This is a genomic window from Meiothermus sp. QL-1 (assembly GCF_003351145.1).
Lineage (GTDB): Bacteria > Deinococcota > Deinococci > Deinococcales > Thermaceae > Meiothermus.
This window is the reverse complement of record NZ_QQSV01000008.1, coordinates 67,675-80,717: the sequence shown is the minus strand read 5'-3', so window position 1 is coordinate 80,717 and position 13,043 is coordinate 67,675. Positions and strand designations below refer to the sequence as shown.

11 protein-coding genes are annotated in these 13,043 nt (G+C 66.8%); 3 read left to right on the top strand and 8 right to left on the bottom strand.

Translation table 11 applies throughout. The features are described 5' to 3' along the window. Positions 1-3: 3 nt before the first annotated feature. From DV704_RS09205 to DV704_RS09170, 8 genes are all read right to left on the bottom strand, one after another. Positions 4-1,443, bottom strand: a complete 1,440-nt coding sequence (locus DV704_RS09205; RefSeq protein ID WP_114799285.1) for an FAD-linked oxidase C-terminal domain-containing protein — start codon at positions 1,441-1,443, stop codon at positions 4-6. Positions 1,444-1,651: 208 nt separating this feature from the next. Then, positions 1,652-3,898 (bottom strand): TIM-barrel domain-containing protein, encoded by a 2,247-nt coding sequence (locus tag DV704_RS09200; RefSeq protein ID WP_114799284.1) that lies wholly within the window; start codon positions 3,896-3,898, stop codon positions 1,652-1,654. A 9-nt stretch (positions 3,899-3,907) separates the two neighbouring features. Beyond that, positions 3,908-4,750, bottom strand: coding sequence for a carbohydrate ABC transporter permease (locus tag DV704_RS09195; protein WP_114799283.1), 843 nt, complete (start codon positions 4,748-4,750; stop codon positions 3,908-3,910). Further along, positions 4,747-5,622, bottom strand: coding sequence for a carbohydrate ABC transporter permease (locus tag DV704_RS09190; RefSeq protein WP_114799282.1), 876 nt, complete (start codon positions 5,620-5,622; stop codon positions 4,747-4,749). The genes DV704_RS09195 and DV704_RS09190 overlap by 4 nt, the downstream gene beginning before the upstream one ends. Before the next feature lie 54 nt (positions 5,623-5,676). Beyond that, a complete protein-coding gene (locus tag DV704_RS09185; protein ID WP_114799281.1) occupies positions 5,677-6,963 on the bottom strand; it encodes an ABC transporter substrate-binding protein in 1,287 nt (428 codons plus the stop codon). Positions 6,964-7,120: 157 nt separating this feature from the next. After that, complete coding sequence (locus DV704_RS09180; RefSeq protein ID WP_114799280.1) at positions 7,121-8,479, bottom strand: NAD(P)(+) transhydrogenase (Re/Si-specific) subunit beta; 1,359 nt, start codon at positions 8,477-8,479, stop codon at positions 7,121-7,123. Between the two features lie 23 nt (positions 8,480-8,502). Continuing rightward, complete coding sequence (locus tag DV704_RS09175; protein ID WP_114799279.1) at positions 8,503-8,793, bottom strand: NAD(P) transhydrogenase subunit alpha; 291 nt, start codon at positions 8,791-8,793, stop codon at positions 8,503-8,505. 2 nt (positions 8,794-8,795) lie between these two features. Then, positions 8,796-9,920, bottom strand: a complete 1,125-nt coding sequence (locus DV704_RS09170) for a Re/Si-specific NAD(P)(+) transhydrogenase subunit alpha (RefSeq protein ID WP_114799278.1) — start codon at positions 9,918-9,920, stop codon at positions 8,796-8,798. Positions 9,921-10,044: 124 nt separating this feature from the next. Between DV704_RS09170 and DV704_RS09165 the strand changes: the two genes are divergently transcribed. Genes DV704_RS09165 through DV704_RS09155 form a run of 3 tightly spaced genes read left to right on the top strand, consistent with a single transcriptional unit; the run spans position 10,045 to position 13,030 of the window. Continuing rightward, on the top strand, positions 10,045-10,971 hold the full coding sequence (locus DV704_RS09165) for a DMT family transporter (protein WP_114799277.1): 927 nt from the start codon (positions 10,045-10,047) through the stop codon (positions 10,969-10,971). Between the two features lies 1 nt (position 10,972). Next, positions 10,973-11,791, top strand: coding sequence for a Fumble domain-containing protein (locus DV704_RS09160; RefSeq protein WP_114799276.1), 819 nt, complete (start codon positions 10,973-10,975; stop codon positions 11,789-11,791). A 9-nt stretch (positions 11,792-11,800) separates the two neighbouring features. Beyond that, a complete protein-coding gene (locus tag DV704_RS09155) occupies positions 11,801-13,030 on the top strand; it encodes a 2,3-bisphosphoglycerate-independent phosphoglycerate mutase (RefSeq protein ID WP_114799275.1) in 1,230 nt (409 codons plus the stop codon). Positions 13,031-13,043: the final 13 nt, after the last annotated feature.

The following is a 13,043-nucleotide window of genomic DNA, read 5'->3' as shown; positions in this document are numbered from 1 at the left end:
GTTTTACCCACCCGAGATTACCCCCGCTCGCTGCAGCGGGTGCGCTCCGTGGGAATGCGCGGCCGGGGCCTCACCCGGGAACATCTTGCCCCGGTTGGCCAGCTCCAGCGGGTCCAGGGCCAGCCGGATGCGGCGCATGGCCGCAAGGTCTTCGGAGGAGAACATCTCGGGCATGTAGGCCCTTTTCTCCATACCCACCCCATGCTCGCCGGTGATGGAGCCCCCCAGTGCCACGCAGAGCCTGAGGATTTCCCCGGCCAGCGCCTCAGCCCGCTCCAGCTCCCCCGGAACCCGCCCATTGTAGAGGATCAGGGGGTGTAGGTTGCCGTCCCCGGCGTGGAAGACGTTGGCCACCCGGAGGCCGTAGCGCTCGGAAAGCCGCTCGATCTCGGCTAGAGCCTGCCCCAACTTGGAACGGGGCACCACGCCGTCTTGCACGATGTAGTCGGGGGAGAGCCGCCCCACCGCCGAGAAGGCCGCCTTGCGCCCCTTCCAGATTTTCATCCGTTCCTCGGCGCTGCGGGCTATGCGTACCTCGTAGGCCCCTGAGGCTCGGATTACCTCGTCTAGGTAGCGGGCCTCGGCCTCTACCTGGGGGGTCTCGCCCTCGAGCTCCACGATCAAAAGGGCCCGGGCCTCCCGGGGGTAGCCGGCCTGCACCGCGGCCTCGGCGGCCTCGATGGCCAGGGCGTCCATGATCTCCATGGCCCCCGGCAGGAGGCCCGAGGCCACCACCGCCGCCACCGCTTCCCCTGCTTTTTCCAGGCTGTCGTAGGCGGCCAGCAGGGTGTGGAAGGCCTCGGGTTTGGGCAGAAGGCGCAGGGTAATTTCGGTGGCGATGCCCAAAAGCCCCTCGCTGCCCACGAAAAGGCCCAGCCAGTCGGGGCCCACCCCTTCCAGGCTTTCTTGGCCCAGTTCCACGGTCTCGCCGTCGGGCAGCACCACCTTGGCGGCCAGGACGTGGTTGGAGGTCATGCCGTACTTGAGGCAGTGGGCCCCCCCGGAGTTGAAGGCCAGGTTGCCCCCGATGGTCGAGACCGGTTGGGAGGAGGGGTCGGGGGCGTAGTACAGGCCGTAGGGGGCTGCGGCCAGCGAGACCTGCAGGTTGATAAAGCCGGGCTCCACCACCGCGATGCGCTCCTTGGGCTCGAGCCTGAGGAGCCTGTTCATTCGGTTGAGCCCGATCACAATGCCCCCCTCCACCGGCAGCGAGCCCCCCGAGAGGCTGGTGCCGGAGCCGCGGGCCACATAGGGCACCCGGTGCTTGGCGCACCAGCGCACCGCGGCCACCACCTCGGCGTGGCTTTCCGGCAGCACCACCGCCAAAGGTTGGGCCCGGAAGGCGGTGAGGGCGTCCGAGGCATAGGGGGCCAGCTCGCCCGGCTGGGTTAGCAGGCGGGTAGGGGGAAAAAGCGAAGCCAACTCACGCAGTGCGGGGGTCATGCAACCTCCTGCGGTGCTTTGAAGCTAGCCGTTGCTGGGTTTTCTGTCAATAAGCAAAAACTCTTTTTGTTTGACAAAAAACCAGGGTTTTTGCCGGACCCCTAGGACCTGTCCTTGGCCCCGGCGGGTCTCCAGGTCCGGGCAACCTGCCCACCGCCGTAGGCTTTATCGGGCTGTGGTAGGGTCTGGCTTTCCCGAACCCGGTTCATCACCAGTCCCACACAGCCCAGGCGCTGCCCGTGCGCAAATCCAGCCGCAACAGGCCCTCTTGGTAGGTGAAGTTCTCTCCCTCACTGGGCTGCCCAACCCCCAGCACCTCGGCCCACACCCCTTCGCGGGGGTGGCCAGAGCGGTCGGAGAAGGAGAGCTCGAGCCGCTTGCCGTCGAACCGCCCGGTAAGCTCGCTCCAGGCCCCTTCATCCTGCCCCTCGCCCTCGTCCTCGTAGACCCGGCCCCGTATCTCCGGCCCCGGGACCACCCGGAAGCAGAGCACCGGCCAGCGGGCGGTGCGGGTGGGGCAGCGGGGCTCGGTCAGGGGGATGGCCGTTCCGGCCTGCTGGAAGAGGGGTAGATGCGTTGGGGGGGCCTCCACGCGGTGCAGACCGCCTCCCAAAAACCGGCCGCTCCAGAAGTCCTGCCAGCCCCCCTCGGGCAGGTAGACCTCCCGGCGCCGTTCCCCCTGGCGCAGCACCGGGGCTGCCAGCAGGGCCTCGCCCAGGAGAAACTGGTCCTCGTGCCGGGCTTCGGGCCAGTAGAGGAAGAGCGGGCGCCAGAGGGGCAGCCCCTCCTCGTGGGCGATGCGGGCCAGGCTGTAGAGGTAGGGCAGCAGGCGATAGCGGAAGCGCAAGGCCTCGCGCAGGCGGCTGGTCCAGGGTTCACCGAAGGCGTAGGGCTCCTGGCGGCGGGTGCCCAGGGCGCTGTGATTGCGGAAGAAGGGGTAGAGGGTACCCAGCCAGGTCCAGCGCAGCAAGAGCTCGGGCTCGGCGTCCAGCCCGAATCCCCCCACGTCGCTGCCGGCGAAGGCGATGCCGCAGAGCCCCAAGGAGAGCAGCATGGAGACCGAGAGGGCCAGGTCCTCGAAGCGGCTTTCGTTGTCGCCTGTCCATACAAAGGCGTAGCGCTGGATGCCGGGAAAGCCGCTGCGGGTGAGGATGAAGGGCCGCCGGCCCGGGGCCGCCAGCCCCTGGTAGGTGGCCTCGGCCATGCCCAGCGCGTAGAGGTTGCGGGCCTCGAGGTGGTGTTTTTCTCCCTGACGGGCGGTGAGGGGCAGGGCCTTGTCGGGGGGCTCTTTGCCCCCCAACTCCAGCACCGCGGGCTCGTTCATATCGTTCCAGATGCCCGAAAAACCATGCGTTTCGGTGAAGGCGCGGACCTCCTCAGCCCAGAAGCGGCGGGTTTCTTCCCGGCTAAAGTCGGGCCAGACGGCCCGCCGGGGCCAGACCCCGCCCACGAGCAGCTCGTCCCGGTCGTCCAAAATGAACACCCCCCGCCGGCGGCCCTCCTCGAACACCCTGTAGCCCTCCTCCACCTTTACCCCGGGGTCCACGATGGGCACCAGGCGCAACCCCCTCCCAGCCAGCTCTTCCGAAAGGGCCCGTAGAGCGGGGAAGCGGGCGGGGCTTGCGGTGAAGACCTTGTACCCCTCCATGTAGTGAATGTCCAACCAGATGGCCTCGAGGGGTAGGTCGTGCTGGGCAAAGGCTTCCACCACCTCCCGCACGGCTGCCTCGTCGGCGTAGCTGTAGCGGCACTGGTGGTAGCCAAGGGCCCAAAGCGGGGGCATGGGGGGGCGCCCGGTGAGCCGGGTTATCCCCTGGACCACCCCAAGCGGCGGCCCCTCCAGCAGGTAGAGGTCCAGGGTGGGCCCCATCACGGCAATGCGGGCCTCGGCGGGGTGGGTGTGGCCCAGGTCGAACAGGCTCGGGTGGCTCTCGTCCAGGAAAAGCCCCAGGGCCCGCTCCCCCTCCAGCCGCAGCAGAAAGGGGCTGGCCTGGTAGAGGGGGTCGTTGCCCGGTCTGGGCGGCTGGTCGGCGGTGAAGTTCCAGTAGGCTCTGCCCCGGCGCTCGAGCCCCCCCGTGCGCTCGCCCAGGCCGTAGTAGCGGGCTGTGCCCAGGTCAAAGCGCAGCCCCAGCAGGGGGTAGGGCACCCCATCGGCGAGCAGGCGCAGTTCTTCCGGCACCTCCCGGTGGGGCAGCCCCCAGAAGGAGAGCTCGAGGCCCCCCACCGCCAGCCGGTCCTCTCCTTGTTCCAGCAGCGCGGGCTCTTGCTGCCGGAGCATCCCCCGGATTGCCGGGCCTTCCTTGCAGCGGTCGCGCGGGCGCTGGGTGAGGAGCACCCGCCAGGCCTGCACCCCTTCTTTCTCCAGGGCCTGAACCTCGATGTGCACCAGCCCCCCCTGGAGGGGCAGGCGCTCCATCCGGTCAAAGGGAATCTTCCAACCAAGCAGCTCGTTCAAAACTCCCTCCTAGCCCTTCACCGCTCCTGCGGTGAGCCCGGCCACGATGCGCTGCTGGAATACCAGGACCAGGATCACCAGGGGCACCGTGACCACCACGCTGGCGGCCATGATGGAGCCCCAGGGGATTTCGAACGGCGTGGCCCCGCCGAAGAAGGCGATGGCCGGCGGCACGGTACGCACCGCATCGCTTACGGTGAAGGTGAGGGCGAAGAGAAACTCGTTCCAGGCGGCGATGAAGGCCAGAAGCCCGGTGGTGACCAGCCCCGGCCCCGTGAGGGGGAGCATGACCCTGAGGAGGGTCTGCAGGGGGGTGGCCCCGTCCACATAGGCCGCCTCCTCCAGCTCCCGGGGTAGCCCCCGGAAGTAGCCCACCAGCACCCAGACCGTAAAGGGCAGGGTGAAGAGGAGGTAGGAGAGGATGAGGCCCAGGTGGGTGTTGAATAGGCCGGTCTGGCGCAGCAGCACGAAGAAGCCCCCCAGCACGGCAATTTGGGGAAACATGGTCATGGAAAGGACCAGGTAGAGCACTGCGTTTTTGGGGGGAAAGCGCAGCCTTCCCAGGGCATATGCTGCCAGCACCCCCAGCACCAGGGAGAGGAGGGTGGCCCCCCCGGCCACAAGAAGCGAGTTGAGGAGGTTTCGCCCAAAAGCGGTACCCACGAAGACGTTGCGGTACTGCTCCAGGGTGAAGGGGATGGGCAAAAAGCTGGGGTCAGGGGAGAAGAGGCCGCTGGAGGGCTTGAAGCTGGAGATCACCGCCCAGTAGAAGGGAAAGACGCTGTAGACCACCACGAAAGCCACCAGCAGATAGAAAAGCCCCCGGTTGAGCCAGCGCAAGGCTGTCTTCATTTCAGGGCCTCCCTTCCGATGCTGCGCATGTAGAGAATTACAAAAACGAAGATGACCACCAAAATGGCCACGCTGATGGCTGAGCCGTAGCCCAGGTCCTGGAAGTCGATGAGGTTCTGCCGGTTGTAGACGGCCAGGGTGCGGGTGGCCGGGTTGACCCCGGTCATCACGTAGATGACGTCAAAGACCCGCAAAGCGTCCAGGGTGCGGAAGACGAGGGCCACCACCAGCGCAGGGGTCAGAAGGGGCAGGGTGATGGTCCAGAACTGCTGCCAGCGGGAGGCCCCGTCGATGCTGGCGGCCTCGTAGAGCTCGTTGGGGATGAGCTGTAGCCCGGCTAAAAGCAGAAGGGCCATGAAGGGGGTGGTCTTCCACACGTCCACGGCGATGATGGCTGGCAGCATCAGCTCGGGCCGGGCCAGAAAAGCCACCTTTTGCGAAAGGATGCCGAGCTTTACCCCCAGGATGTTGATTACCCCGTACACGTCGTTGAGCATCCACTGCCACATCTTGGCCGAGACCACCGTGGGGATGGCCCAGGGGATGAGGATGGCGGTGCGCACCAGGCCCCGGCCTTTGAAGTTGGAGTGGATGATGAGGGCGATGACCAGCCCCAGCACGGTCTCGATGCTCACCGAGAACACGGTGAACTTGATGGTGTTCCACAAAGCCTCGCGGAAGTCGGGGTCGCGCAGCAAGAAGAGGTAGTTTTCAAAACCCACGAACTCCGGCGGCTCTACCAGGGCGATGTCGGCCTTGTAAAAGGACCAGTAGAAGACCTGGGCCAAAGGGTAGCCGGCGACGAAGACCACCACCAAAAGGGTGGGCAGCACCAGCAGCCAGGCCAGCCGAACCTGTCTTTGGGTGAGCATACTTTCCCTTTACAGCAATCCCGGGGAGCCCGGGCTCCCCGGGGGGGCCAAATCCTAGCGCAGAATGCGGCGCAGGCGGGCCTCGAGGTCCCGCACCGCGGCCTCGCCGGTCTTGCGGCCGGTGAGGGCGCTGTGGGTCTCGGTCCAGATGGCCTCAGAGACCTGGTTGTAGCGGGCTCCAGCCACATCCGAGGGGCGGGAGACCGCGTTTTGGAAGACAGGCAAGAGATCGCGGAACCAAGGGGTCTTGGCCAGGATATCCCGGTCGTTGTAGAGGGCCGGGCGGGTCGGCAGCCAGGAGAGGGTGAGGGCGAAGTCCTTCTGGCTTTCTGTTGAGGTCAGGAACTTCACCAGTTCGGCGGCCTCCTTGGGATGGCGGCTGTAGGCCGAGACCATGAGCTGCCAGCCCCCAAGGGTAGCGGCGTTGGGGGCATCGGCCCCGCCCCGGGGCAGAACGGTGACGGCGAACTTGCCGCGGATGGGGCTGTTTTCGGCCTGGCCCAGGGCGTAGGCGTAGGGCCAGTTGCGCATGAAGAGGCTGTTCCCTTGCTGCCAGACGTTCCTTGCCTCTTCCTCGGCATAGCTGGTCACCCCCTGGGGGGCGATGGTGCCCACGAAGCGGCGCACGGTGTTGAGGGCCAGGGCAGCCCGGCCGTTGTTCACGCTGATGCGGCCATCGGGTTCAACAATACGTCCGCCGCCGAAGGAGTAGATCCACTCCAGCGCATCGCAGGTCAGACCCTCGTAGGGCTTGCCCTGGAAGACGAAGCCCCAGAAGTCCCGGTTGCCGGCCCGGCGCTCCCCCTCCATGACCCGCTGGGCCATCTGCTCCAGCTCGGCCCAGGTGCGGGGGGGGTTGCGGTAGCCGTACTTCTGCAAGAGGTCGGTGCGGTAGTAGAGCAACCCAGCGTCGGTGAAGAAGGGGATGGAGGTGAGCTTGCCCCGGATGGTGTTGTTTTGCACGATGCGGGGGAAGAACTCCCGCATCTCGGCCTCGGTGAAGTAGGGCTTGAGGTCGAGAGCGTGCGGGGCGATGATTCCCGGCCAGATCACGTCCACCATGTAGACGTCGATGTCGGCGCTGCGGCCGGCCCAGTACTGCTGGTAAAGCGCCAACTGGGCGTCGGTGTCGGTGGGGGCCTCGAAGACCTCAGCCCGGATGCCAGTGCGGCGGGTGAACTCGGCCAGGCGGGTGCGCATCCAGCGCGGCCCTTCTCCCACGCCTCCACCCAAGGAGACCCGCAGGGTGACCTGGCCCTGCGCGCGCACTACCCCCCGGCTCATCAGCCAGCTCGTGGCCAGACCAACGCCAGCTTTTTTGAGAAATTCTCTACGCTTCATGCTTCCTCCCCAAGCTTTGGAAGTGCTTCCAAAAGGGACAGTGAACGTAGCAAACTACGCTCAACAGCGGCTCTTTGGAAGGACCTCCGCCTTGGAATTTACCCTAGCCTCATGGGAGTGTCAACGCCAGGCCGGGCCCTAAGGCCCGGCCAGCGCTCTAAAGTTTTTTCAGGGCCTGCACCAACTGCCCCAGCACGCTCTGGGCATCGCCATAGAGCATACGGGTATTGTCGGCATAGAAGAGCTCGTTTTCTACCCCAGCAAAACCCTTGCCCTGGCCGCGCTTGATAACGATGGCGTTTTTGGCCTTGTCCACCTCCAGGATGGGCATGCCGTAGAGGGGCGAGCCCTTGCGGCGGGCGGCGGGGTTGACCACGTCGTTGGCCCCGATGACCACGGCCACATCCGCCTGGGGGAACTCTGGGTTGATGTCCTCCAGGTCGAAGAGCTTTTCGTAGGCCACCCCAGCCTCGGCCAGCAGCACGTTCATGTGGCCGGGCATCCGGCCCGCCACGGGGTGGATGGCGAACTTGACCTCCACCCCTTTGGCCTCGAGCACATCCGCGAGCTCCCGCAGCTTGTGCTGGGCCTGGGCCAGGGCCATGCCGTAGCCGGGCACGAAGATCACCTTGGAGGCATAGGCCAGCATAACCGCGGCATCGTCGAGGTCGATGGGCTTGAGGCTTCCCTTGACCTCGCCTGCCTCCTGTTCCACCCCAAAGCCACCTACCAGCACGCTCCAGAGGCTCCGGTTCATGGCCTTGGCCATCAGGAAGGTGAGGAGGGTGCCTGCTGCCCCCACCACCGTGCCGGCCACAATCAGGGCCGCATTCCCAATGGCGAAGCCCTCAAAACCCACCGCCAGCCCGGTGAAGGCGTTGTAGAGCGAGATGACCACCGGCATATCCCCTCCGCCAATCGGGAGGGTCATCAGCACCCCGAAGCTTAGGGCAAGAAGGAAGAAAAGCAGGATAAGGGGGTTGGGCTCGGTGAGGAGGACCACCAGCCCCAGCAGCAAAGCCGCCGCCCCCACACCGGCGTTCACCAGCTGCTGGGTGGGGAAGAGGATGGGCCGGCTCGACATCAGGCCCTGGAGCTTGGCGAAGGCAATCAGGCTGCCGGTGAAGGATACCGAGCCGATGAGGGCCCCCAAAATGGCCAGAAGCTTCAGGCCCTGGGCCCCTTCGAACTCGCCCCGCAAGAGCTCCACCGCAGCAATGGCCCCCGCCGCACCGCCCCCCATGCCGTTGTAGATGGCCACCATCTGGGGCATGTCGGTCATCTGCACCCGCTTGGCCGCAATCCAGGCCACCACCGTGCCCACCGCAATGGCCAGGAGCATCAGGCCCCGGTTGTGCAGGTCGGGCAGGAAGAAGGTGACCAAGGTGGCCGCCACCATGGCTGCCCCGGCCCAGACCACCCCGCTGCGGGCGGTGGCGGGGGAGGCCATGCGCTTGAGGCCCAGGATGAAGAGCAGGGCCGTCAGGAAGTACACGAGCTGGACGAAGTTTTCCATAGCTGAAAGCAGCGAGTGGGCTACTAGCCTCCTTTCGGTTTTCGCTCAAACATCTCCAGCATCCGCTCGGTGACCACGTAGCCCCCCGCTGCATTGGCCGCTCCCAGGATGACCCCGAAGAAGCCGATGGCCTGCTCGAGGGGTGTCTCCGCGTGGCCCAGCACCACCATGGCCCCCACCACCACGATGCCGTGGATGAAGTTGGAGCCGGACATCAAGGGGGTGTGCAGGATGACCGGCACCCGACTGATCACCTCGTAGCCGGTAAAGGCTGCCAGCAAGAAGATGTACAAAGCTGCCCAGGTCGAGTCCATGGCTAACCTCCTAAAAGCGCCCGGGTGGGCGCGTGGGCAATCTCGCCTTGGTGGGTGAGCAGGGCCCCGGCCAGAATTTCGTCGCTCCAGTCGGGGGCAAGGGCTTTTTCCTTGATGAGGAGCTTGGAAAGGTTGTAGAGGTTCTTGGCGTACATCTCGCTGGCGTGCACCGCCAGCGCGCTCGGTAGGTTCAGCGGCCCCACGATCCTGACCCCGTTGACCTCTACCGTCTCTCCTGGCCGGGTCAGGGCGCAGTTGCCGCCCGATTCTGCGGCCAGGTCCACGATGACCGAGCCCGGCCCCATCCGCTCGACCATGTCCGGGGTGATGAGCAGGGGGGCCTTGCGGCCTGGCACCTGCGCCGTGGTGATGACCGCGTCCATGCTCCCCACCTCTTTGGCCAGGGCCTCGTGCTGGATTCGCTTTTCCTCCTCGGTCAGCTCGCGGGCATACCCCCCCTCGCCCTCGGCGCTGATGGGCAGCTCGATTACCTTGGCCCCCAGGGAAAGGGCCTGCTCGGCCGCGGCCTTGCGGACATCGTAAGCCCAGACGTTGGCCCCCAGCCGGCGGGCGGTGGCGATGGCCTGCAGCCCGGCCACCCCCACCCCCATCACCATGACCCGGGCAGGGCGGATGGTGCCGGCGGCGGTGGTGAGCATGGGGAAGAAGCGGCTGCTCTCGCGGGCTGCGATCAGGGCGGCCATATACCCGGCCACGGTGGCCTGGGAGGAGAGCACGTCCATGCTCTGGGCCCGGGTGATTCGGGGGATGAGCTCCATGGCCAGGGCGGTAATCCCGCCTTCGGCCATGGCGCGGACCCGCTCGGGGTCGCGGTGGGGGTACATCAGCCCTACCACCAGGGTACCTGCGGCCAGGCGGCGCAGATCGGCCACCTCGAGGGGCTGCACCGTGAAGACCACCTGGGCCTCCTGGAAGAGGGTCTCGCGGCTTACCACCTCGGCCCCGGCGTTGCGGTAGGCCTCGTCGGAAAAATAGGCCTGCGCACCGGCGCCAGTCTCGAGCCGCACCCGGCACCCCTCCTTCACCAACCGCGCCACCACCTCCGGGGTGAGGGCCACCCGGCGTTCGCCAGGCGCCGTCTCTTTGGGCACTGCAATCTGAACCATTCCACCTCCACCAGGCCCTCAGGCCGAAGCCCAAGGGGTTCCCCACTGGAACACAGGCGGCAGTATACCAAGCTGCGCAGAAAACGTCGCTCCACGGTCATAAGCGTTCAGTTAGAATCGCGCCATGCGGCCCTCGGTTTTGGCAGTGGCAGCGGTGCTTTCGGCAGGTGTGGCGGCCATCTCCTTCGGCTCTATATTCGTGCGCCTGGCCAGCCAGAGCGCGGGGGACAGCGGCGTGGCTTTTAGCCTGGTGATGAGCGCTTTGCGCATGCTTTTCGCCAGTTTATTTTTGCTGCCGGCCTGGCAGGGGCTTCGGCGGCTAAAGACCTCTGCCAACCCCTGGCCTTTCGCCCTGGGGGCGGGGGCCTTTCTGGCCCTGCACTTCGCCACCTGGATCACCTCCCTGGGTCTCACCAGCATTGCCGCCAGCACCGTGCTGGTGACCTCCACCCCCATCTGGATGGCCCTTCTGGCCTGGCTCTGGCTTGGGCTGGCGCCCAACCGCCTCACCCTCCTCGCCATCGGTATAGCCCTCGGAGGAGCGGTTGTGGTGGCTTTGGCCGATTCTGGCGGTGCGCCTGCGCCTGACCCACCTTTGGGCAACCTTTTGGCCCTGTGTGGGGCGGTGGCAGCGGCGGCCTACCTGCTGCTGGGGCGGGAGGCCCAGCGGCGGGGCCTGCCGATTGGGGTCTATATCGCTACTGCCTACACCACCGCGGCCTTGCTGCTCTTGCCCCTGCCCTGGCTGCTGGGGGGTGGCTACCTGGGGTATCCCCCCCTCACCTACCTTTGGATTGCCCTGATGGCCCTCTTTCCCCAGCTCATCGGGCATACCAGCCTGAACTGGGCCATGCGGCACGCTCACCCGGTGCTGGTAAGCCTGGTGGCCCTCCTTGAGCCGGTTGGGGCCAGCCTTCTGGCCCTGCTGATTTTCGCCGAGGTGCCCTCGGTCCAGGTGGTTTGGGGCGGGCTACTTCTGCTGGCGGGGGTAGGCCTGGCGGTGCTCGGCAACTCCTCCCGGGAAAAGGCCGCTGCAGAGGAGGGCCCCTAGCATGTTGAAGCTCGGCGTAGACTTCGGGCTTTCCAATACCGATGCCGTGCTGGTGGAGGGCCAGACCATAGTGGCCGAGCAGATGCTGAAGACCGGGCCCGCCAGCCCCGAGGCGCTGGAGGAGGTGTTGCGGAGCTTAGGGGTTCGGCCTGGCCAGCTGGAGACCGTCGTCTGCGTGGGGGGGCTTTCGCGCAACCTGCCCGAGTGCCTCCTGGGCCTGAGGCTCGAGCGGGTCGAGGAAATCCAGGCCATAGGGCGCGGGGGGCTGGCCCTGGCGGGCTTGCGGGAGGCCCTGGTGGTCTCGGCCGGCACCGGCACCGCCATGGTGGCGGCGCGGGGCCTCGAGGCCGCTCACTTCACCGGCTCGGCGGTGGGGGGCGGCACGCTTCTGGCCCTATCCAGGCTGCTCCTGGGCACGGCCGACCCCCTCGAGCTGGCCCGTCTGGCCGAGCGGGGCGACCCCAGCCGGGTGGATACGGTGCTGCAGGACGTGATTGGGGGCGGCATCGGCCACCTGCCGCCCGAGGCCACCGCGGTCAACCTGGGCCGCCTGGTGGGGGCCGTCCAGCCCCGGCCCGAGGATCTGGCCGCGGGCCTGGTCACGCTGGTGGGCCAGGTAATCGGCGTCATCGCCCTCAACGCCCTCAAGGCCGCGGGGCTCTCCCAGATGGTGCTGGTGGGCCACCTGACCGATCTAGCCCCTGTACGGGCTGCTTTGGAGCGGGTCTGGCGCTTCTACCAGGTGGAGCCCCGCCCCCTCATTCCTCCCAAAGCGGGCTTCGCCACGGCCTACGGGGCGGTGCTCTGCGTTTCCTCTTAGAATAGCCGCATGGACCTGCTTTCCATCATCTCCGAACTGAGCCAGAAGACCCCCTCTAAAATCCTCCTTGTCGTGCTGGACGGCGTAGGAGGACTGCCGCTCGAGCCAGGAGGCCCCACCGAGCTGGCTGCGGCCCGGACCCCGAACCTAGACGCCCTGGCACAGCGAAGCGCCCTGGGGCTTCTTACCCCGGTCTACCCGGGCTTGGCCCCCGGTTCCGGCCCTGGCCACCTGGCGCTTTTCGGCTACGACCCCTTCCGCTACGTGGTGGGGCGCGGGGCCCTTTCGGCCATCGGTATTGGGGCCGAGTTTAGGGAGGGGGATGTGGCGGTGCGGGGCAACTTCGCCACCCTGGATGGCGAAGGACGGGTGCTCGACCGCCGGGCCGGTCGCCCCAGCGATGCGGAAAACCAGCGTGTGGTGGAGCAGCTCAGAAAGGCTATCCCGGAGATTGAAGGGGTGAAGGTGAACTTCTACACCGAAAGCGAACACCGCTTCGTGGTGGTTTTGCGTGGAGAAGACCTGGGCGATCAGGTAACCGATACCGACCCGCAGAAGAGCGGGGTGCTGCCCCTGCCAGCCTGGGCCAAGGAGCCGGGCGACCGGGCCAGCCAGCGCACCGCCGCGGTGCTCAACCAGCTTTCCGCAAGCATCCGCGTGGCCCTTTCGGGCGAGCCCCAGGTCAACGGGGCCCTCTTCCGGGGCGTCTCCCTCAGGCCCCGCTTTCCCAGCATGGCCGAGGTCTACCGGCTCACCCCGGCCTGCATCGCCAGCTACCCCATGTACAAGGGCTTGGCCAGCCTGGTGGGGATGGAGGTGCTGCCGGTGGAGGGGGAGGGGGACGCACCCGAGGGCAAGCTCAGGGCCCTGCGGGAAAACTGGTCGCGCTTCGACTTCTTCTATTTGCACTTCAAGAAGACCGACGCGGCCGGGGAGGACGGCAACTTTGCCGAAAAAGTGAGAAAAATCGAACTCTTCGACCAGCTACTGCCGGAGATCCTGGCCCTTGCCCCCGATGTGCTGGCCATTACCGGCGACCACTCTACCCCGGCCGCCCTCAGGGCCCACGCCTGGCACCCGGTGCCCGTGTTGCTCCATGCCCCCTTCTTGCGCCACGACCTTGCCCAGCGCTTCACCGAGGACGAGGCCGCCCGGGGAAGCCTGGGGCACCTGCGGGGGGTGGAGCTGATGCCTCTGCTTTTAGCCCACGCCGGCAAGCTGCAAAAGTATGGGGCCTGAGCTTTGGAGGGTG

Excerpts from the sequence above, each read along its gene's own strand:
- DV704_RS09205 (WP_114799285.1), bottom strand. The coding sequence starts at position 1,443 with ATGACCCCCGCACTGCGTGAGTTGGCTTCGCTTTTTCCCCCTACCCGC.
- DV704_RS09195 (WP_114799283.1), bottom strand. The coding sequence starts at position 4,750 with ATGAAGACAGCCTTGCGCTGGCTCAACCGGGGGCTTTTCTATCTGCTG.
- DV704_RS09190 (WP_114799282.1), bottom strand. The coding sequence starts at position 5,622 with ATGCTCACCCAAAGACAGGTTCGGCTGGCCTGGCTGCTGGTGCTGCCC.
- DV704_RS09185 (WP_114799281.1), bottom strand. The coding sequence starts at position 6,963 with ATGAAGCGTAGAGAATTTCTCAAAAAAGCTGGCGTTGGTCTGGCCACG.
- DV704_RS09180 (WP_114799280.1), bottom strand. The coding sequence starts at position 8,479 with ATGGAAAACTTCGTCCAGCTCGTGTACTTCCTGACGGCCCTGCTCTTC.
- DV704_RS09175 (WP_114799279.1), bottom strand. The coding sequence starts at position 8,793 with ATGGACTCGACCTGGGCAGCTTTGTACATCTTCTTGCTGGCAGCCTTT.
- DV704_RS09170 (WP_114799278.1), bottom strand. The coding sequence starts at position 9,920 with ATGGTTCAGATTGCAGTGCCCAAAGAGACGGCGCCTGGCGAACGCCGG.
- DV704_RS09165 (WP_114799277.1), top strand. The coding sequence starts at position 10,045 with ATGCGGCCCTCGGTTTTGGCAGTGGCAGCGGTGCTTTCGGCAGGTGTG.
- DV704_RS09160 (WP_114799276.1), top strand. The coding sequence starts at position 10,973 with ATGTTGAAGCTCGGCGTAGACTTCGGGCTTTCCAATACCGATGCCGTG.
- DV704_RS09155 (WP_114799275.1), top strand. The coding sequence starts at position 11,801 with ATGGACCTGCTTTCCATCATCTCCGAACTGAGCCAGAAGACCCCCTCT.